Consider the following 19870-nt stretch of genomic DNA (forward strand, 5'->3'; position numbering starts at 1 on the left):
ACGGTTTTGCAAATAACAGTACGATACATCAACAAAATCTATCGCCTCCCATTTTTCAGGCAGCCTGAAACGCTTTACAATATTGATTTTAACAAATAATCAGGTTGATTTCATGCGTATTATTTCCGCGAATGTGAACGGCATTCGCTCTGCCTACAAAAAAAATTTCCACGACTACATTTTGCAAAGCGGCGCGGATATTGTTTGCGTGCAAGAATTGAAAGCACAAGAAACAGATTTATCAGCAGAAATGCAAAATCCACACGGCATGCACGGCGTGTGGCATTGTGCCGAAAAACGCGGTTACAGTGGCGTGGCAATTTACAGCAAACGCACGCCCGACCGCGTCCAAATCGGCATGGGCGTAGCAGAATTTGACTGCGAAGGGCGTTTTGTTCGCGCCGATTTTGATGATGTGAATTTGACCGTGATTTCCCTGTATTTGCCATCAGGCAGCAGCGCGGAAGAACGCCAGCAAGCCAAATTCCGCTTTTTGGACGTGTTTTACCCCATGTTGGCGGCTTTGCACGCCGAAGGGCGCAATACGGTGGTGTGTGGCGATTGGAACATTGCCCACCAAAACATCGACTTGAAAAACTGGAAAGGCAATTTGAAAAATTCAGGTTTCCTGCCCGAAGAGCGTGAATGGATAGGCAATGTGATTGCCAAACTGGGCTGGGTGGACATTTGGCGCACGCTCTACCCCAATCAGGCAGGCTACACTTGGTGGAGCAATCGCGGTCAGGCTTATGCGAAAGATGTGGGTTGGCGCATTGATTATCAGATGGTTACGCCCAACTTGGCGCAAAAAGCCACCGCCGCCCACGTTTACAAAGATGAAAAATTTTCCGACCACGCGCCTTTGGTGGTGGACTATGATTTTGATTTTGTGAAGTAAACCATGATTGGGCTTTTGGCAACGGCTTTTCAAAAACAAAGCCACACCAAAAGCCTAAAACCGACTTGCGCTGACCAAACTCGCCAAATGCGCTTTCACACCACTTGCCAAGCTGTTCAAATTGTAGCCGCCCTCCAACACCGACACAATCCGCCCTTGTGCATGGCGTTGCGCCACCAACATGATTTTTTCAGTCAGCCACGCAAAATCATCGTCTTGCAAATTCAAATGCCCCAATGCGTCTTTTTCGTGCGCGTCAAATCCTGCCGACAACAAAATCATTTGCGGTTGAAAGCTCGCCAATTTGGGCAACCAAACTTGTCTGACCAAATCACGAAACGCTTCGCTGCCATCGCCTGCTTTAAGGGGCGAATTGATGATGTGCGGATTTGAACCTGCGTAATCCACGCCACTGAATGGATAAAGCGGATACTCAAATGCCGACAACAGCATCACGCGCGGGTCGTTTTGGAAAATGTCTTCGGTGCCATCGCCATGATGCAGGTCAAAATCAATAATCGCCACCCGCGCCAAGCGGTATTCGGCAATGGCGTGCATGGCACCCACCGCGACATTGTTGATGAAACAAAATCCGCTCGCTTTATTTGCATGGGCGTGATGACCAGGGGGGCGCACACCGCAAAAGGCGTTTTTGGCGTGTTTTTTCATGACCATATCAACGGCTTTGACCACCGCGCCTGCGGCAAAACGGGCTGCCTGTAAACTGTCGCGGCTCAAATAGGTGTCTTCGGCAATTTTGACTGTGCCGTTTTCGGGAACTTGGTTTTCCAAGCTGTGCAAATATTGCCTCGTATGCACGCGCGCCAGTTGCACGTCTGATACTTCGGGGGCGACAATTTTTTGCATACGCGCCCAAATATGCGTTTTTTTCAATGCTTGTTCAATGACTTGCAAGCGCATGGGGCTTTCGGGGTGCAAATCGTTCATAAAATGGGCGCGACAATGCGGTGCGGTAATGAATGCGGTGCGCCCTTTCATGCCCAAAATTTGGTAAATGCGCCGTTTCACAAAACGCCATTGTGCCAAAAAGGTTTCTTGGGTAATGGGGTATTGCAAAATCTTGGCAAGCATTTGTTTTAAAAAAGAAAACAGCATTTTCAGGCAGCCTGAATTTCGTTAATCAATGCGGCTAAACGCGGCAAATCGTTTTCGGTTAAACCTGTGCTGGATTGGCACAAAAACACGCGGTCTAGGTGGCGTTGAAAATGGCTGCCCATGTCGTCCAAAGCCAACCATTTTTCAACATGATGGGCTTGGCAATATTTCAAAATTTCGCGTTCTCGTCCGCCAATGGGTTTGGCAAAACAGAATGATGAACTGGGCGTTTTGCCCACAATGCGTTCACGAAAATCGGGCGAAAATGGCTCGCGCAACTGTGCCAAATCGCGCCCGTGTCGCCATGTGGACGAAATCACAAAATCAATGTGGGCAAATTCAGGCTGCCTGAAAAAACCTTCCAAAATCGGTAATTGACTGTACATCGTGTCGTTTGAATGATGGTGCGCGGAATGCAATACGCCATCAAAATCCAAAAAAATCATCATTTCGCGTTCAATCCAAAATGCAAAAAGGCGGCTTCGGTTGCCATGCGTCCGCGCGGGGTGCGTTGCAAAAAGCCTTGTTGAATGAGATAGGGTTCAATCACGTCTTCAATGGTGTCGGTGGATTCGCCAATGGCGGCTGCCACGTTTTCCAAACCCACAGGTCCACCGTTGAATTTGTGCAACACGGCTTCAAGAAATTTTCTGTCCATCATGTCCAAGCCGATTTTGTCCACGTCCAGCATGGACAGGGCTGCGTCTGCGATTGCCGCGTCAATGCTGCCTGAATGTTTCACTTCGGCATAATCGCGTACCCGTCTCAACAAACGGTTGGCAATGCGCGGTGTGCCACGACTGCGTTTGGCAACTTCCCACGCGCCCTGCTCGTCCAAATCCATGTTCAATAATTGGGCGGAACGCGCCACGATGGTTGCCAAATCCGCGGTTTCGTAAAATTCCAAACGCGCCACAATGCCAAAACGGTCGCGCAAGGGATTGGTGAGCATGCCTGCGCGTGTGGTCGCGCCAATGAGCGTGAACGGCGGCAAATCAATTTTGACGCTGCGCGCGGCAGGCCCTTCGCCTATCATGATGTCAAGCTGATAGTCTTCCATGGCAGGATACAAAATCTCTTCCACCACGGGGCTTAAACGGTGAATTTCATCAATAAAAAGCACATCGTGCGGTTCAAGATTGGTCAGCAATGCCGCCAAATCGCCAGCGCGTTCCAGCACGGGCCCTGATGTTTGGCGCAAATTCACGCCCAATTCTCGCGCCACAATATTGGCAAGCGTGGTTTTGCCCAAACCTGGGGGACCAAAAAGCAAGGTGTGGTCTAGGGCTTCTTGGCGATTTTTGGCTGCCTGAATGAAAATGCCCAGTTGTTCTTTGGCTTTGTGTTGCCCAATGTAATCTGCCAACAATTTGGGGCGTAAGGCGCGTTCAAGTTGTTCTTCTTGCTGCGACATTTTTTGTGCGCTGATTATGCGGTGGGCGGTGCTTAAATTATCGGTTTCAATCATACAATATTACTTGCCTTCGGCGTTGTCATACAATTCACGCACCACTTCGCCTATGGTGGCAATGCCTTGTTGCAAAACGGTTTTGTCGCCAGCAATGCTCATGCGTATGCACTCGTGGGCATGGCGATAGTCGCGCGTATCCAAACCGACAAAAAACGGTTCGCTGGGAATGATTAAGGTTCCGCGTTGTTTCAAAATTTCGTATAACTCTTTGCTGGATATGGGCAAATTTTCAAACCACAACCACAGAAAAATCGCGCCCTCGGGCTGGTGTATGGCAAGCGGATAATCGGCAAATTCGTGTTGCAACAGGGCAATGGCGTATTCGGCTTGCTCGGCATAAAAGGGGCGAATGACTTCGTTGGATAATTGTTTCAGGCTGCCATCTTGCAACATGGGCGTAACCATTGCCGCGCCCATGCGTGTGGGCGACAAATTGATGATGGCATTCAAACTGTTGATGGCATTGATGATTTCTGCATTTGCCAAAACAATGCCCGTGCGCGCGCTGGGCAAGCCGATTTTGGACAAACTGAAACACAACACAATATTATCGTGCCAAATCAACTGATTATCGGTGTGAATGATGTTGGGAAACGGTGCGCCATAGGCATTGTCAATAATCAAGGGAATGCCGTGTTGCTGCGCCAATTTGTCCAGCCGCGCCATTTCTTCGTCTGTTAGCACATTGCCCGTGGGGTTGGTGGGACGTGAACAGCAAATCGCGCCAATTTCGCCATTTTCCCATTCAGGCAGCGTTTCCAGCGCGTCAAAATCCACGCGGTATTTGAAAAAGCCGCTTTTGCCATTGTGTTGCACGCGCTCAATTTTGGGGCGCACGGTTTGAAAATGGCTGCCTGAAATGTGGGCATCGGCATAACCCACATATTCGGGCGAAAGGGGCAACAAAATCCGTTTGTTACCGCCTTCAAATTCGCCACCAAATAAATTGAACAAATAGAAAAAGGCGTTTTGTGAGCCGTTGGTTAAGGCGATGTTTTCAGGCTGCACGTTCCAGCCGTATTCGGCACGAAAGAAATCCGCCAAGGTTTTGATGAATGCGTCATCGCCTTGTGGGGTGGAATAATTGGCAATGCTGTCAATGATTTGTCCGCTTTGAATGAGGTTTTGTGCCACTTGCGTAAAGGCGGCATTGACTTGGGGGATTTTGGCTGGGTTGCCACCGCCCAACATATTGATGGGCTGGTCGCTGGCTAGGGCTTTGCCCAAGTCGTCCATAAGCTGCAAAATGCCGCTTTTTTGGGTGAATTTTTGTCCGAATTTGGAAAATGCCATGATGTTTCCTTGTGATTTTGCGAAAGCGTATTTTATGTGAAATGGGCGAGTGCCACAAATCCAAAGCGTGGGTGTGGCGGCGCAACGCCACGTTCAGGCTGAAACTTTTGCAAAACTCAATTCGTAGGGGCAGATTTCATATCTGCCCTTTTTTCAATTTATTGATAACGCGATTTCGGGATAAAAGTGATTAATCAATTTAAGTCACTTTGCTCCCTCTCCCTGCGGGAGAGGGCTGGGGAGAGGGTATGCTGCTCAACAAGCCCTCTCTCCGACTCTCTCCCATAGGGAGAGAGGGCAGGTTTGTTGGCAAATTGACAGTGACTTATCCCGAGTTCACGTTATTGATAAAAATAAAAATTTCTGCAATTCTAAACAGGGCAGATGTGAAATCTGCCCCTACAAACCGAGTTTTGCAAAAGTTTCAGGCTGCCTGTAATCTGTCCCCTCCCCCGTCTGGCGGGGGAGGGTTAGGGTGTGGGTGGTACATTGCCGCGCTAACCCCCTCCCCAGCCCTCCCCTTTCATAGGGGGAGGGAGTAGGTTTGTGGCAGTCTGTAATCAACCCAATCGCTTAAATGGCGGCAAGCACGCCAGCATTTGTTGTCCGTAACGTTGGGTTTTGATGCGGTTGTCCAAAATGGTGATGCGCCCGTAGTCGTTTTCAGTGCGAATCAGTCGCCCTACGGCTTGTATCAGCTTAATGCTGGCTTCTGGCACGGTGATTTCCATAAAGGGTTTGCCGCCGCGCTTTTCTATCCAACGGCTTTGGGTTTTTTCTATGGGATTGTCGGGCATGGAAAACGGCAATTTGACGATAATCACATGCACACAGGCTTCGTGGGGCAAATCCAGCCCTTCGGCAAAACTGTCTAATCCAAAAATGATGCTGGGTTTGCCTTCTTGGAGATTGGCGTAATGCTGTTCCAAAATTTTGGCTTTGGATTGTTCGCCTTGTACCAAAATGTGGGGCAGCAAATTTTCAGGCAGCCTGAACGCGACATCATTCATTTGCTTGCGCGATGTGAACAACACCAGCGTGCCAATGGCGGCTTTATCGTCTATCAATTTGGGCAGCCATTTGACGACTTCATCGGTGTGGGCGATGGGGTCTTTGGGGCTGGCTGAAAGCGGTGGAATATACAATTCGCCCTGTTGCGCGAAATTGAATGGGCTTTGCAAGGCAAGCGTGGTGGTTTCAGGCAGCCAATGCAAACCCGTTTGTTGCAGCAACAAATTGAAATTGCCCAAACTTTGCAAGGTGGCGGAAGTCAGCACCGCGCCAGCCGCCTTGCGCCACAAGCCGCTTGCCAACATTGCCGCGCTGCTGATGGGGCTGGCGTGAAAGGTAAAATCCACGTTTTTGTCGTCAAAACGGCGGCTAATCCATTTTGCCAAAGGGGGTTCTTTTTCGTTGGCGGCAACGGTTGCCATCTGTTCCCACACGGCGGCGATTTGCTCGGCGCGCGCCACAAAGCCGCCAAATTCGCTGCTGAATGCGTCCAGTTGAGCATTGTCTTGATTTTTGTCGCGGCGCGCTTGACCCAATGCGTCATTTAAAGCATTGATGTGTTTGAGTAAACTGCTGGCTGAAACATGGGTATTGTGCACCAAAGTTGCCAAATCGGGGGGAATGATGCCGTCTTCCCACAACCAAATGGCTTCGTGTTCGCGCTCCGATTCTTGGTTCAATTCGGGGCTATCGTACAAATGGAATTGCCATTCGTTCAAACAATCCAGCAGGCTGGCTGCGGCTTCGTTGGCAAGATTGGCAAGTTCCCATTTATCGTGCAAAAACGTCAGGATTTTTTGGCTTTGGGTGGGGAATTTTTCCATTGTCCAAATGGCTTGCAACCACGAATGCTCGGCAGCAAATTGGTTGAGGGCTTTTTTGGGCAGATGATGGGCTTCATCTATGCAATAAAAGCTCTGTTCGGGGGCGGGCAAAATCACGCCGCCGCCCATGCTGATGTCGGCAAGCAGCAAATCGTGGTTTGCCACCACCACATCAACCGTATCCAGCACATCTCGCGCCAAGAAAAAGGGGCATTCGGGGCGATTGGGGCAGGCGTTTTTCAGGCAGCCGTGTCGGTCGTTGGTTACTTTAAACCACAGATTATCATCAATTTTTTCAGACCAAGTGTCGCGGTCGCCATTGAATTGGCGGTTGGCGAATTGTTTTGCCATGTCGGTGAGCGTATCCAAATCGCTTTGTTGTGGTTTGCTGTCCCACAAAACGCTGGGGGCGGGTTCAAATCCCAACAGCGTTTGCTGGGCATGGCTTTGCGTGAGCTGATAAAGTTTGTAGAGGCAAAGATAGCGTCCGCGCCCTTTTGCCAGCGCGAAACTCATTTCCAAACCGCTTTTTTCCACCACAAAGGGCAAATCGCGCCCAACCAGTTGCTCTTGCAGCGCAATGGTCGCGCTGGACACGATGAGCCGTTTGCCGCGCGTTTGCGCCATAATGCCGCCAGCCAGCAAATACGCCAAACTTTTGCCCACGCCTGTTGGGCCTTCAATCACGGCAATGCTTTCGCCTTGTCGGTCGGGTGGGTTTTCATCGCCTTCTTGCCGCGATAAAGTCCGCGAAAAGGCGTTGGCAATGGCTGCTATCATCTCGCGCTGCGCGGGGCGTGGGCGAAATTGCGGCAAATTGTCGGAAAGGGTGCGGTAGTGGTCGCGTATGGCGTTTTTTTCTAAATCGGTGAGCATTTCAGGCTGCCTGAAAATCGTGGCAAAAGGGCATTTTAACAAATTATTCGGCTTGTTTTGCCTTCGGCGACTTACTTTTTACTTTTTAAAAAAGTAAGCCAAATAAATAACCCACATTCTGTTACCGCCTTAAATTTTATTTTCAGGCAGCCTGAAACTTTTGCAAAACCCATTGTGAAACAGACGTAGGGGCGGATTTCATATCCGCCCTTTCCACAAATATTTGATAAAATTAAAAATATTGGCACATCAAAACAGGACGGATATGAAATCCGCCCCTACGAATACAGTTTTGCAAGGGTTTCAGCCTGAAATATTTTTTTGAAACGAAACTGTTGGTCTTTAAGTTTGGCTTACTTTTTTAAAAAGTAAAAAGTAAGTCGCCGAAGGCAAAATCTTTTCGCGTATAATTTGCCCATTTTTCACACGGAATTTTCATCATGACACACATTCACATCATCGGCATAGGCGGCACATTCATGGGCGGACTGGCAGCCATCGCCCAACAAGCAGGTTTCAAAGTAACAGGTTGCGATGCCAAAATGTATCCACCCATGAGTACACAACTGGAAAACTTGGGCATTGAAATCCACGAAGGCTTTGACGCGGCACAGTTGGACACCTTCCCAGCCGATGTGTATGTGGTCGGCAACGTTGCCAAACGCGGCATGGACGTGATTGAAGCCATTTTAAACAAAGGCTTGCCCTACACATCGGGCCCGCAATGGCTGGCGGAAAACGTGTTGCACAAAATGTGGGTGTTGGGCGTGGCAGGCACGCACGGCAAAACCACCACCGCATCCATGCTCGCGTGGGTGTTGGAATACGCAGGATATGGCGCAGGCTTTTTGATTGGCGGTGTGCCGCAAAACTTTGATGTTTCAGCGCGTTTGCCACAAAACGGCTCATCGTTTTTCGTGATTGAAGCCGATGAATACGACACCGCATTTTTTGACAAACGCAGCAAATTCGTCCACTACCGCCCCCGCACCGCCATTTTGAACAATTTGGAATACGACCACGCCGACATTTTCCCCGATTTAAACGCCATTCAAACCCAATTTCATCATCTCGTCCGCACCGTGCCAAGCGAAGGCTTAATCGTGGCAAACGGACGCGAAAGCAGCCTGAAAAACGTCTTGGAACGCGGCTGCTGGACACCCACCCAATTTTTTGGCGAACAAAGCGGCTGGCAAATCAGCAACTTGCAACAAGACGGCAGCTTTGACGTGCAATTTCACGGCGAAACAGTCGGACACATCGCGTGGGATTTGTTGGGCGAACACAATCGCCAAAACGCCCTTGCCGTGATTGCGGCTGCAAAACACGTTGGCGTGAACGTTCAGGCAGCCTGCGAAGCGTTGAGCCAATTCAAAAATGTGAAAAGACGCATGGAAATCAAAGGCATGGTCAACAACATAACCGTTTACGATGATTTTGCCCATCACCCCACTGCCATCGCCACCACGCTGGACGGTTTGCGCCAAAAAGTGGGCAAAGCGCGAATTGTTGCTGTATTGGAGCCGCGTTCCAACACCATGAAACTCGGCACGATGAAAGCCGCGCTGCCTGAAAGTTTGCGTGGCGCGGACGCGGTGTTCTGCTATGCTGGCGGTGTGGATTGGGACGTTCAGGCTGCCTTGTTGCCTTTGGGCGACAAATTGCACATTGGACAAAATTTTGACGATTTTGTGAACGATTTGGCACAATTCGCCCAAAATGGCGACCACATTTTGATTATGTCCAATGGCGGATTTGGTGGCATTCACGATAAACTGTTGGCGAAATTGGGTGGTTAAGGCGTAGGGTGTGCCGTGCGCACCGAATTTCCCAATAAATCAAATTTGTATGGCAATTTGGTGCGCACGGCATACCCTATATTGATATTATTTGGCATTTGATTAACAAGAAGATAACATAACATCATGACACCAAAACAAATTCTCATTGTGTGTATTCGCTTATTTGCACTTGTATGGGGATTGCATTTTTTGAATACCACCGTATTTTTACCGCAATCAGACATTGCCCAAAACATCAACCAAATGACATTTTGGGTCATGCACGGTTTCTTTTTGGTCTGTTGGTTATTTTTATGGTTGTTCCCTGCGACCATTGCAGGTTTATTATTACCTGAATACCAACAAGAAAAGCAAGAAATTCCTAGCGATACAATCACTTGGCTCAATACGGGCATTGTATTAATTGGCATATGGGGATTTTATCGTGGTTTAATGGATTTCATTGCATGGTTGAATATATTGATTGTTTTTAATACAGAAGTTAGCTCTAAAAGTGCATGGCAATTTTTAGCCGCAGACCAAAAAGCGTCAGTTGTTGTTACATTGATAGAATGCGTGATTTCTTTAATTCTGATTTTTCGTGCAAATGGCATTGCCAAAATCATTCGTAAATACATGCGATGAAATCATTTTCAGGCAGCCTGAAAATCATTTTTCAAGGAGAAACAAAATGTTAATCAGCAAAGTGTATTATCCCGAAGAACAAATCGTGCAACACTTGGACACCCCCACCGACAGCGAACAAGTGTGGCGCACATTCCGCGAGCGTTTCAGCGAATTGACCACACGCGGCTATTTCCAAATTTTGGAAGAAGGCACGATGTTGATTGGGCGCGTACCCAAGCGCGAAAAACGCGAAGGGGCAATCAGCATGGCAGAAATTTTGTCTGCCAATGCCGCCATTGCCGATATTGAATGGGAGTGCTAAATGTATTTGCTTGATAGCAATGTGATTTCCGAAGATTACAAATCTTTGAAACAAAAAGCCAATTTGGGCGTAGTGGATTTTTTCCAAGACGTTGAACCGCAAGAAATGTTTGTCAGCGCGATTAGCATTTTGGAATTGCAAAAAGGCATTTTGCTCAAAGAACGCAAAGACCCACAACAAGGCGCACGTTTACGCGATTGCTTTGAAAACAAAATCTTGCCCACTTATCAAGGGCGGATTTTGCCCATCAGCACCGAAGTTGCGCTGCGTTGCGCCCATTTGCACGTTCCCAATCCCAAAAGCGCGTTTGATTCGTTGATAGCCGCCACCGCACTCACACACGATTTGATTGTGGTAACGCGCAATATTGCCGATTTTGATACCACAGGCGTAAAATTGCTCAATCCCTTTATTTGATTTCAGGCAGCCTGAAAAAGCACTTACCATTGATATTAAAAGACAAAAGAAAGAAAGATAAACATGAATACCGTAACCGTGCAAGAAGTCAGCAACGTCCCCTATTGGGGCATGCGTTATTATCAAGTCAATGAAGCTGGCGAGATGACCGTCTGCCCCAATCCCGAGCAGCCTGAAAATCAGATTTCGTTGGTGGCACTCACACAACACGTTCAACAACATCATCAAGCCCATTTGCCGATTTTGTTTTGCTTTCCGCAAATTTTGCAACATCGTTTGCGCGCCATCAATCAAGCGTTTGCCAATGCGCGCGCGGAATTTGGTTATCGTGGCGATTATTGCTTGGTGTACCCAATTAAGGTCAATCAACACCGCCGCGTGATTGAAAGCCTGATTCACAGCAAACAGCCACATGGTTTGGAAGCAGGTTCCAAAGCCGAATTGATGGCGGTGTTGGCACACGCAGGCACCACCCAAACGCTCATCGTCTGCAACGGCTACAAAGACCGCGAATACATTCGTTTTGCCTTAATGGGCGAGAAATTGGGTCATCAAGTGTATTTGGTCATTGAAAAGCTGTCTGAAATTCAAATGGTTTTGGAAGAAGCGGCAAAAATTGGTGTGAAACCGCGTTTGGGGGTACGGGCGCGTTTGGCATCGCAAGGTTCGGGCAAATGGCAGGCTTCGGGTGGCGATAAATCCAAATTTGGTTTGTCCGCTTCGCAGGTTTTGCATTTGGTTAATGTATTGAAAGAGCAAGACAATTTAGATTGTTTACAATTATTGCATTTCCATTTGGGTTCACAACTGGGCAACATTCGTGATGTGGCGACAGGCGTGCGCGAATCGGCACGTTTTTATGTGGAATTGCACAAATTGGGCGTGAACATTCGCTGCTTCGATGTGGGCGGCGGCTTGGGCGTGGATTACGAAGGCAATCGCACCCAATCTGATTGTTCCGTGAATTATGGTTTGAATGAATACGCCAGCACGGTGGTGTGGGGCATTGGTCAGGCTTGCGAAGAATACGGTTTGCCACACCCAACGATTATCACAGAAAGCGGACGCGGTATCACGGCACATCATGCGGTTTTGGTGGCAAATGTGATTGGCGTGGAACGCTACAAAGCCGAACAACTGCAAGCTCCTGCCCCCGAAGACCCACGCGTTTTGCACAGCATGTGGGAAACGTGGACGGATATTTTCGCCTCACGCGAAAAACGTTCGCTGCGTAGCTGGATACACGAAAGCCAGTTTGATTTATCAGATGTGCATAATCAGTACAATGTGGGTTTGTTGAGTTTGCAACAACGCGCTTGGGCAGAGCAGTTGTATTTGAATATTTGCCACCAAGTTGGCGAATTATTTAATGCAAAACACCGTTCGCACCGCACGATTATTGACGAATTGCAAGAACGGTTTGCCGATAAATTGTATGTCAATTTTTCGCTGTTTCAATCGCTGCCTGACGCTTGGGGCATAGACCAATTATTCCCAGTTTGCCCGATTACACAGTTGAATCAACCTGTTGCCCGCAGAGCGGTGTTGTTGGACATCACTTGCGATTCAGACGGCACGGTAGACCATTACATTGACGGCGATGGCATTGCCACCACCATGCCCATGCCCGATTACCCCGAAGACAATCCGCCATTATTGGGTTTTTTCATGGTGGGCGCGTATCAGGAAATTTTGGGCAATATGCACAATTTGTTTGGCGACACCACAACGGTTGATGTGTGGTTGCACGACAACAATCGCTTTGAAATCAGCGATTACGACAAAGGCAACACGGTGGCGGATATGTTGGAATATGTGTATCAAGACCCCAAAGTCTTGTTGCAACGTTACCGCGAGCAAATTGAACATTCGGATTTACCTGCTTCACAAGCGATTGCGTTTTTGAAAGAATTGGAAGCAGGGTTGAACGGTTACACTTATTTGGAAGACGAGTGATTTTTCAGGCTGCCTTCTTTGAGATGCCACCATCTGCCCCCTCTCCTATGGGAGAGGGCTGGGGAGAGGGAAAAATCGTTGAACATTGACAGCTTTACCCTCTCCCACAGGAGAGGGGATAGGTAGGCAAAAATGATTAAGGCAGTAATCAAGTTGCCTGAAAATATGCACGAAACAAATTTTTCACAAAAAGGAACACAAAATGACTTTCACCACCTTAAATGGACAAACCGACATTTCTTTGGTTGCCAATAATTTTGGCTTTTGCAGGCTGCCTGTCCATTTTTCGCCCTACGACAGCGATGCCGATTGGGTGATTACAGGCGTGCCTTACGACATCGCCACATCAGGGCGCACAGGCAGCCGTTTTGGGGCGGAAGGCATTCGCCGCGCCTCGGTGAATTTGGCATGGGAAGGCTGCCGTTTCCCTTGGGATTTTGACGTACGCCAACGTTTGAACATCGTGGATTGTGGCGATTTGGTGTACGCTTTTGGCGACAGCCGCGATTTTGTACAAAAATTACAAAGCCATACCGAAAAACTGCTTGCTGCGGGCAAACGCTGCCTGACTTTTGGCGGCGACCATTTCATCACGCTGCCCTTGTTACGCGCCCACGCCAAACATTTCGGCAAACTCGCCCTGCTGCACTTTGACGCACACACCGACACCTACGAAAATGGCAGCGAATTTGACCACGGCACCATGTTCTACACCGCGCCCAAAGAAGGTTTGATTGACCCAGCGCGTTCCATACAAATCGGCATTCGCACCGAATACGACAAAAATTTGCCCTACACCGTATTGCCAGCCCCACAAGTCAATGATGACAGCGTAGAGAATATCATCAACAAAATCAAAGAGACCGTTGGCGATTTGCCCGTGTATTTAACCTTTGACATTGACTGTTTGGACCCAGCCTACGCCCCCGGTACGGGAACGCCTGTTTGTGGCGGTTTAAGCACCGACCGCGTGTTGAAAATCCTGCGCGGTTTGCAAGATGTGAACATTGTGGGCATGGATTTGGTGGAAGTTGCCCCAGCCTATGACCATGCGGACATCACGTCTTTGGCAGGCGCGACTTTGGCTTTGGAAATGCTGTATTTGCAAGGCAGCAAAAAGGCTTAATCAAAACAATGAATAAGTCGTTTAGTTGATTTTCAGGCTGCCTGTATCTTTAAGGCAGCCTGAAACCCCATTCTCACTTTAAATTCAATATGAAACCACCCAAAGCCTTCACCATTTTGGGCGCAACCGCAAGCGGCAAAACCCGACTTGCACTCGCGCTCGCTGAACAATTCCCCTGCGAAATCATCAGCCTAGACAGCGCATTGATTTACCGCGACATGAACATCGGCACCGCCAAACCCAGCCGCGATGAACTGGCTGCCGTACCACACCATCTGATTGATATTGTTACACCTTTACAATCGTACAGCGCGGCGGAATTTTTGAGCGATTGCCTGCGTTTGGTTGATGAAATTGCGGCGCGTGGCAAAATCCCCCTGATTGTGGGCGGCACGATGATGTATTTTCACGCGCTCACGCATGGCTTGAACGATTTACCCGAAGCCAACCCCGAAATCCGCCAACAATTACAACAAGATAAAGCCCAATACGGTTTATCGTTTTTATACAAACAATTACAAGATTGCGACCCCACCACCGCCGCACGGCTTGAACCTGCCGACAGCCAACGCATAGAACGCGCTTTGGAAGTTTTTCTTTTAACCAACAAGCCTTTGAGCCAACATTTTGCGGAACAAAAATCTGCGCCTGTGTTGGATTTGTTCACGCTGACTTTGCAGCCTGAAAACCGCGCCCAACTGCACGCGCAAATTGCCCAACGTTTTGAAATCATGTTAAAAAATGGCTTTTTAGATGAAATGCAATTTTTGCGTGAACGCTATCCTGATTTGCATGAAAATTTGCCGTCCATGCGCTGCGTGGGTTATCGCCAAGCGTGGGATTTTTTGGAAAATCGTTTGAATTATCATGAGTTTGTGGATAAAGGCATTGCCGCCACGCGCCAGCTCGCCAAACGCCAAATCACTTGGTTGCGAAAAACCCACAGCGATTTGATTTTAGACCCTTTTTCGCAAACGCTTGATGAGCAAGTGAAATGCACATCGTGTGCTGTGCAAAACTTTTTTCAGGCAGCCTGAAAAGCCAAACAACCAAATTTTTGCCTTCGGCGACTTACTTTTTAAAAAAGTAAGCCAAATGAATTGACACCCAATGGTTACGGCTTTGAAAAATATTTCAGGCAGCCTGAAAATTGAAATGACTGAAATAAAATAAAAAATTTTGTTGTGCTTTTGATTGTGTCGCGTAACCGCAATGCGTCCTGAACGTATTTTTAACCATAAAAAACAAAATGATGATGAACCATAATCCTGTTTCCCTGCGCCGCCGCTTGTTTGCGCTGGCTTATGAAAGCCTGTTGATTGGCTCGGTTACGCTGCTCACGCTGCTGGTGTTGGGCATGCTGCAAACGTTTATTCAACAGCAAGTGGCTGTTTCGCCAAATGTTTTTATGCCTGTGTACACGCTGGCTTTGTTTGGTGCGTGGTGGTTTTATTTTAAAATGAATTGGTTGCGCGAACAGCAAACTTTGCCCATGCGCGTGTGGAAAATTGGCTTGCAAAGCGTTTCAGGCAGCCGCGCCACTTTGCGCGAACTGCGTTTGCGTTTTGTGTGGGCGTGTGTGTTTTTGGTGTTTGTGCCATTGGTGGCGTATGCGGCGTTTCGTTTTGGCATGGGCGTGAAACCGCGTTTGGCGATGGGTTTGGCTTTGCTTTGGTGGATTTTGCCGTGGGGTTTTGCCAAATTCAATCCGCGCCAGCAATTTTTGTACGATTATTTGGCTGGCACAGAATTGGTGGATTGGCAAAATCGGGATAAGCCGAAAAAGGCTGCCTGAAACGGTTTTAGGCGCGAAAATCGTGCAAAATCGGTTTAATTTGCTCAATTTCCTTGATTGTGCGAATGCGCTCAAACAACACTACAGCTTCGGGATAGGCGGGTTTCATCATCGCCAGCCATTGTTTTAAACGCGCCACGGGATATTTGTTGTTGCTTTCTTTGGCGCAACACAAATCCACAAATTGCTGTATCCACACGATGATTTCATCGTTGAACGTGGCTGCCTGAACAGGTACATTTTGCTGGAATTGTTTGATTTGTCGCGCCAAATCGGGGCGAATCACGGCACCGCGTCCCAGCATGATTTGCTGGCAACCGCTTTCTTGCACAATGGCTTGATAATCTGCCAACGTGAACACATCGCCATTGGCAACCACTGGAATATCAATGTGTTGCTGAATTTTTTTGACCCACGCCCAATGTGCTGGCGGCTCGTAGCCTTGCACTTTGGTGCGTGCGTGTACGGTCAGCAGACTGGCACCGCCATCGGCAATGGCTTGGGCGTTTGCCAATGCCAAATCTGTGTTTTCGTAGCCCAAACGCATTTTGGCAGTCAAATCCACGTTTTCAGGCAGCCTGAAACGCAGGGTTTTGACGATGTGATACACCAATTCGGGTTCTTGCAACAGCACCGCGCCGCCTTTGTGTTTATTGACGGTGGGTGCGGGGCAACCAAAGTTGATGTCAATTTTGTTTGCGCCCAAACGCACGGCTTCCAAGGCATTCACGCTCATCATTTCGGCATCGCTGCCCAAAATTTGCACCACGCATGGCACACCAGCAGGCGTTAGATTGTGGTTTGCCAGTTCGGGTACATGGCGCAACCATGTTGATTTGGAATGCACGGTGTGGGTAATGCGAACAAATTCGCTCACGCATTCGTCAAATCCGCCAATTTGGGTGAGCAGATTTCTCATCACGTCATCGCATAAGCCTTGCATGGGGGCAAGCAGCAACTTACTTTTTTCATTATTTTCAATAATTTCATTGTTTTTACTTGTATTTTTTGTATTTTGCATTTCGTTTTTTACCTATTTTAGCCTGCCTTATCCGATGGTATGGTGTACCATATTTACACCATTTTCGGTTTTGAAAAAACATGGTGTCAATGGTAGCGAACAATCTCACCAACCCAAACAAACAACAAAAGCAAAACGCCTGAAACCGAAATCATTCAGGCGTTTGTGTTATCTGGGTGGACGCAATCCCCACCATTTATCATTTGACGATAAACCGCCCATGATTACACAGCTAATGCGATTTTCTGTTGTCAGACAAAGTTATTCTATGACCAAATCATTCAAAAAGCAATAAATTATGTTTTTGATTAAAGCCCCATACTGCACCTTGACAAAACCCTCTTTCAAACTGATGTAGGCGTGGATTGCATATCCGCCTTTTTTCAATTTATGATAAAAGTACCAGCGTGGGGCTTTAAATATGATGGCAGCCTGCAAATCATTAACGCAAAATGATTTTTTGGGCAGGATAGGTTTTGCCTTCCACACTCACTTGAAACACATAAGTACCCGCAGGGTCGCTGGCTTCAAACATACCGCATTCGCCAATGCGTCCTTCTTTCGCTTCCAACTGAACATGGCTGACGTGCTGATTGGAACTGATTCGATTGCCATCCGTATCCAAAAAGGTGGTTACAGACGGTGCGGTCAGCGACAAATCGGCATTGTACAAACGCTTATTGGCAGGCAAACCCGTCAATTCCCAGCAAAAACGCTGCTTTAATTGATTGCGCGAAAAAATGTGTTGATTGGGCAAACGTCTGGCAATGGTGTCGGACACATCAACTGCATAAAAGGTGTATTGCGCTTCGCCTGCAAGGGCTGGTGTACGGCGAAAATCATCAACCAACTGAATGGTTTCATTTTCTGCATGAGCCAAAGTCGCGCAAGCCGCCAAGGTCAAAGCGATAAGGGATTTTTTCATTTTTTTTTCCTGTCAAAATGATAAGTGAAATGATTCAGCTAGCATTCAGTATGCCAAGGTTTTTGCCACGCTTTGTAAACCTGTGTTCAGCGATTCAAGCATGGGCGCGTAGCCATCGCCAATTTGTGGCGTTTGAACGTGAAAGGCGCGACTGCTGCCATCATCCCATTGCCCATAGCCACTGATTTCGGTTACGCCACGGTGGGTGCCTTGAAAGCGGTCTAGGTAAATTTTCAGGCTGCCTTTGGCGTTTTTTGCCAATTTGTGTGGCACAAATGCCGAATGCGCTGTGTTTTCATTCAATTTATTGGCAAGATTCGCCGCCAAAGCATCAGACAATGGCGTTGCCCACAGGTTTTTTTGCGCCACATTCACATGCACATCATCGGTTTGATAGAGCAGACCATTGCCATTTAAAGGTTCAGCCAACACAATTTTGACGGCAATTTCACGGTGCAAAGCCGCATTTTCAGGCAGCCTGAACGCGCTATCGGGTAATTGATAATGGCGCATCGGCTCACTGGTGCTGCTGCACGCGCTCAACGCCGCCACCAACACGGCAATGGGCAAACGATTTTTTTTCATGGCTCACGTCCTTTCGGGGTGGGGTCTTGGGTGCTGCTGTTGAAAATCAAGGCATTGGGTTGCGCTTTGAGCGTATCAACCAAAGGTTTCACGTCTTTTAAGGTTTGGTCTATGCTTTGCAAAGTTTGTTGCACATCTTGATACATGGGCGATTGGGGCGACACGCCTTGCAAAGTTTGACGCAATTCGCGCAATGATTTGTTGATTTCATTGGGAATTTGCTGCGTTTGTGGTTTGTTCATCAATTTATTGGCACTGTTCATGGTTTGATTGGTGCTTGCCAACAAGGTTTGTGCCGATTTCAAAGTTTGGCGCAATTCTTTCAGGCTGCCATTGAGTTCGCCCATGGTTTTATCCAATGGCAATGCGTTAAATTTATTGAGCAATTTGCCAATTTGCGCTTGCAAATCTTCCAAACCGCCACCGCCTTGACTGGCAATCACCGTATGCCCATGGTATTCACGCGCGGGTTTCAACACGCCATCGGCATTGCCAGAAGAGGCATCGCTCAATTCAATCATTTTGCTGCCCAAAATCAAATTGTTGTTTGCCAAGCGTGCGGTCAAACCGCGATTTAAGGCTGCCTGAATTTCATTTTGCCAATATTCGCGGCTTTCGCGCACCACATTGCGCTGATTGCCGCCACCCGACTCCATCAAATGCGGTTCAAGGCGCAAACGCACAGGAATCAAGCCACTTTGAAACAATTTCAAATTGTCGCTTTCATCAAAATAGGGCATATCGGCAACCGTACCGATTTTCATGCCGCGATATTCCACAGGCGCACCAATTTCCAAACCGCGCACCGATGAATCAAAAAACACCACATAATACAAAGTGCGTTCGCCTGCTTGACTTTCCAATTCTTTGCGGTTGTCAAAAATGCGGAAAGTGTCGCCATTTTGCACCGCTTTTTGCGAATCGGCATTGTAACGCGGTGTGTGAAACGCAATCGCCCCCGATAAAATTGCCGAAAGCGGTGGGGTGTTGATGCTCACGCCTGTGCCGTCTGTGCGAATGTGTATGCCGCTTTCCAGCCAAAATTGGCTGTTTGAAGACAGCAGGCTTTCGTTGGGGCTGTGAATGAAAATGGTGTAGTCCACCATTTGCGTGGTGGGATTGAATTTGGCGTGTTCCACCGTGCCGACAATGTGGCTTTCATACAAAATGGGGCTGCCTGCACCCAACATTTTGCTGTTTTTGCCCGACAAATACAGACGAACACCGCTTTGCCCAATGGCGGTAACGGGCGGCAAATCGGACACTTTAAATTCGCTGGCTTCCACTTGGCTGCTGCCAGGCGAAAACGCCAAATACGCACCCGACACCAAAGTCCCCAAACCTGTGATGCCGTTTTGGTCAATGCGCGGTTTCACAATCCAAAATTGGGTGTCTTCGCGCATCAGGTCTTCCACATCTTTGGTAAGGCGGGCGGTCAATTCCACGCCTTTTTGGTCGGGCAGCAGGCGAACGCGCGTTACGCGCCCCACGTCCACATTCAAAATCCGCACGGCGGTGGTATTGACTTCAATGCCTTCTGCATTGTCAATCAGCAAAGTGATTTCGGGTCCTTTGTTACGCAGATTTTGTGCCAACAACCACGCGCCAATAATCGCCGCCAACAAGGGAATCAGCCACACCGCCGACAGCAAAGTTAAAGTTTGGCGCACTTGGGCGGGTTCGGTTTTGTTTGAATTTTCTTGCAAATCGGTATTCATTTTTTCGCAAAATGGGTTTGAATTAAAAGTACACAACAAAAAATGGTTTTGTCTTCGGCAACTTTCTTTTTCAAAAAGCAAGCCAAATACATGAAAGCGGAACAGTTT

At 48.1% G+C, this 19870-nt stretch carries 18 protein-coding genes; 9 read left to right on the forward strand and 9 right to left on the reverse strand.

Features of this window, described 5'->3' with window-relative positions; genetic code table 11:
• The first annotated feature begins 112 nt into the window (after nucleotides 1-112).
• Entirely contained in the window at nucleotides 113-898 is a 786-nt protein-coding gene (locus tag H3L97_RS08785; protein ID WP_097113191.1) for an exodeoxyribonuclease III, read from the forward strand.
• Nucleotides 899-952: 54 nt separating this feature from the next.
• Here H3L97_RS08785 and H3L97_RS08790 read toward each other — a convergent pair whose 3' ends face one another.
• The 5 genes from H3L97_RS08790 to dinG form a co-directional block, all read right to left on the reverse strand.
• Nucleotides 953-2014, reverse strand: coding sequence for a histone deacetylase family protein (locus tag H3L97_RS08790; protein ID WP_097113192.1), 1062 nt, complete (start codon nucleotides 2012-2014; stop codon nucleotides 953-955).
• Nucleotides 2015-2016: 2 nt separating this feature from the next.
• Nucleotides 2017-2463, reverse strand: a complete 447-nt coding sequence (locus H3L97_RS08795) for an HAD domain-containing protein (protein WP_097113193.1) — start codon at nucleotides 2461-2463, stop codon at nucleotides 2017-2019.
• Complete coding sequence (ruvB, locus tag H3L97_RS08800; RefSeq protein ID WP_097113194.1) at nucleotides 2460-3482, reverse strand: Holliday junction branch migration DNA helicase RuvB; 1023 nt, start codon at nucleotides 3480-3482, stop codon at nucleotides 2460-2462. The genes H3L97_RS08795 and ruvB overlap by 4 nt, the downstream gene beginning before the upstream one ends.
• Nucleotides 3483-3488: 6 nt before the next feature.
• The gene (locus H3L97_RS08805) at nucleotides 3489-4778 is read right to left on the reverse strand and encodes a valine--pyruvate transaminase (protein WP_097113195.1); all 1290 of its coding nucleotides are present in this window, start codon (nucleotides 4776-4778) and stop codon (nucleotides 3489-3491) included.
• Nucleotides 4779-5338: 560 nt separating this feature from the next.
• Nucleotides 5339-7489: an ATP-dependent DNA helicase DinG gene (dinG, locus tag H3L97_RS08810; RefSeq protein WP_097113196.1), complete on the reverse strand. Its 2151-nt coding sequence runs from the start codon at nucleotides 7487-7489 to the stop codon at nucleotides 5339-5341.
• A 440-nt stretch (nucleotides 7490-7929) separates the two neighbouring features.
• On the opposite strand from dinG, the gene mpl reads away from it, so the two are divergent.
• The 8 genes from mpl (at nucleotide 7930) to H3L97_RS08850 (ending at nucleotide 15513) form a co-directional block, all read left to right on the forward strand.
• Nucleotides 7930-9288: a UDP-N-acetylmuramate:L-alanyl-gamma-D-glutamyl-meso-diaminopimelate ligase gene (gene mpl, locus H3L97_RS08815; RefSeq protein WP_097113197.1), complete on the forward strand. Its 1359-nt coding sequence runs from the start codon at nucleotides 7930-7932 to the stop codon at nucleotides 9286-9288.
• A 126-nt stretch (nucleotides 9289-9414) separates the two neighbouring features.
• On the forward strand, nucleotides 9415-9915 hold the full coding sequence (locus H3L97_RS08820) for a hypothetical protein (protein WP_097113198.1): 501 nt from the start codon (nucleotides 9415-9417) through the stop codon (nucleotides 9913-9915).
• A gap of 46 nt (nucleotides 9916-9961) precedes the next feature.
• Nucleotides 9962-10219, forward strand: coding sequence for a hypothetical protein (locus H3L97_RS08825; protein ID WP_097113199.1), 258 nt, complete (start codon nucleotides 9962-9964; stop codon nucleotides 10217-10219).
• Nucleotides 10220-10636, forward strand: coding sequence for a type II toxin-antitoxin system VapC family toxin (locus tag H3L97_RS08830; RefSeq protein ID WP_097113200.1), 417 nt, complete (start codon nucleotides 10220-10222; stop codon nucleotides 10634-10636).
• A gap of 63 nt (nucleotides 10637-10699) precedes the next feature.
• Entirely contained in the window at nucleotides 10700-12592 is a 1893-nt protein-coding gene (gene speA / locus H3L97_RS08835; protein WP_097113201.1) for a biosynthetic arginine decarboxylase, read from the forward strand.
• Between the two features lie 202 nt (nucleotides 12593-12794).
• The gene (gene speB, locus H3L97_RS08840; protein WP_034295711.1) at nucleotides 12795-13718 is read left to right on the forward strand and encodes an agmatinase; all 924 of its coding nucleotides are present in this window, start codon (nucleotides 12795-12797) and stop codon (nucleotides 13716-13718) included.
• An 89-nt stretch (nucleotides 13719-13807) separates the two neighbouring features.
• Nucleotides 13808-14755, forward strand: a complete 948-nt coding sequence (gene miaA / locus H3L97_RS08845; RefSeq protein ID WP_097113202.1) for a tRNA (adenosine(37)-N6)-dimethylallyltransferase MiaA — start codon at nucleotides 13808-13810, stop codon at nucleotides 14753-14755.
• Between the two features lie 215 nt (nucleotides 14756-14970).
• A complete protein-coding gene (locus tag H3L97_RS08850) occupies nucleotides 14971-15513 on the forward strand; it encodes an RDD family protein (protein ID WP_097113282.1) in 543 nt (180 codons plus the stop codon).
• A gap of 7 nt (nucleotides 15514-15520) precedes the next feature.
• Here H3L97_RS08850 and H3L97_RS08855 read toward each other — a convergent pair whose 3' ends face one another.
• The 4 genes from H3L97_RS08855 to pqiB form a co-directional block, all read right to left on the reverse strand.
• A complete protein-coding gene (locus H3L97_RS08855) occupies nucleotides 15521-16534 on the reverse strand; it encodes a tRNA dihydrouridine synthase (protein WP_224446365.1) in 1014 nt (337 codons plus the stop codon).
• A 442-nt stretch (nucleotides 16535-16976) separates the two neighbouring features.
• A complete protein-coding gene (locus H3L97_RS08860) occupies nucleotides 16977-17459 on the reverse strand; it encodes a hypothetical protein (RefSeq protein WP_097113203.1) in 483 nt (160 codons plus the stop codon).
• 45 nt (nucleotides 17460-17504) lie between these two features.
• The gene (locus H3L97_RS08865; RefSeq protein ID WP_097113204.1) at nucleotides 17505-18044 is read right to left on the reverse strand and encodes a PqiC family protein; all 540 of its coding nucleotides are present in this window, start codon (nucleotides 18042-18044) and stop codon (nucleotides 17505-17507) included.
• On the reverse strand, nucleotides 18041-19762 hold the full coding sequence (pqiB, locus tag H3L97_RS08870; RefSeq protein WP_097113205.1) for an intermembrane transport protein PqiB: 1722 nt from the start codon (nucleotides 19760-19762) through the stop codon (nucleotides 18041-18043). Before pqiB ends, H3L97_RS08865 begins: the two co-directional genes overlap by 4 nt.
• Nucleotides 19763-19870: the final 108 nt, after the last annotated feature.

The organism is Alysiella filiformis, assembly GCF_014054525.1.
GTDB classification, from domain to species: Bacteria; Pseudomonadota; Gammaproteobacteria; order Burkholderiales; family Neisseriaceae; genus Simonsiella; species Simonsiella filiformis.

Excerpts from the sequence above, each read along its gene's own strand:
- H3L97_RS08785 (WP_097113191.1), top strand. The coding sequence starts at position 113 with ATGCGTATTATTTCCGCGAATGTGAACGGCATTCGCTCTGCCTACAAA.
- H3L97_RS08790 (WP_097113192.1), bottom strand. The coding sequence starts at position 2,014 with ATGCTGTTTTCTTTTTTAAAACAAATGCTTGCCAAGATTTTGCAATAC.
- H3L97_RS08795 (WP_097113193.1), bottom strand. The coding sequence starts at position 2,463 with ATGATGATTTTTTTGGATTTTGATGGCGTATTGCATTCCGCGCACCAT.
- ruvB (WP_097113194.1), bottom strand. The coding sequence starts at position 3,482 with ATGATTGAAACCGATAATTTAAGCACCGCCCACCGCATAATCAGCGCA.
- H3L97_RS08805 (WP_097113195.1), bottom strand. The coding sequence starts at position 4,778 with ATGGCATTTTCCAAATTCGGACAAAAATTCACCCAAAAAAGCGGCATT.
- dinG (WP_097113196.1), bottom strand. The coding sequence starts at position 7,489 with ATGCTCACCGATTTAGAAAAAAACGCCATACGCGACCACTACCGCACC.
- mpl (WP_097113197.1), top strand. The coding sequence starts at position 7,930 with ATGACACACATTCACATCATCGGCATAGGCGGCACATTCATGGGCGGA.
- H3L97_RS08820 (WP_097113198.1), top strand. The coding sequence starts at position 9,415 with ATGACACCAAAACAAATTCTCATTGTGTGTATTCGCTTATTTGCACTT.
- H3L97_RS08825 (WP_097113199.1), top strand. The coding sequence starts at position 9,962 with ATGTTAATCAGCAAAGTGTATTATCCCGAAGAACAAATCGTGCAACAC.
- H3L97_RS08830 (WP_097113200.1), top strand. The coding sequence starts at position 10,220 with ATGTATTTGCTTGATAGCAATGTGATTTCCGAAGATTACAAATCTTTG.
- speA (WP_097113201.1), top strand. The coding sequence starts at position 10,700 with ATGAATACCGTAACCGTGCAAGAAGTCAGCAACGTCCCCTATTGGGGC.
- speB (WP_034295711.1), top strand. The coding sequence starts at position 12,795 with ATGACTTTCACCACCTTAAATGGACAAACCGACATTTCTTTGGTTGCC.
- miaA (WP_097113202.1), top strand. The coding sequence starts at position 13,808 with ATGAAACCACCCAAAGCCTTCACCATTTTGGGCGCAACCGCAAGCGGC.
- H3L97_RS08850 (WP_097113282.1), top strand. The coding sequence starts at position 14,971 with ATGATGAACCATAATCCTGTTTCCCTGCGCCGCCGCTTGTTTGCGCTG.
- H3L97_RS08855 (WP_224446365.1), bottom strand. The coding sequence starts at position 16,534 with ATGCAAAATACAAAAAATACAAGTAAAAACAATGAAATTATTGAAAAT.
- H3L97_RS08860 (WP_097113203.1), bottom strand. The coding sequence starts at position 17,459 with ATGAAAAAATCCCTTATCGCTTTGACCTTGGCGGCTTGCGCGACTTTG.
- H3L97_RS08865 (WP_097113204.1), bottom strand. The coding sequence starts at position 18,044 with ATGAAAAAAAATCGTTTGCCCATTGCCGTGTTGGTGGCGGCGTTGAGC.
- pqiB (WP_097113205.1), bottom strand. The coding sequence starts at position 19,762 with ATGAATACCGATTTGCAAGAAAATTCAAACAAAACCGAACCCGCCCAA.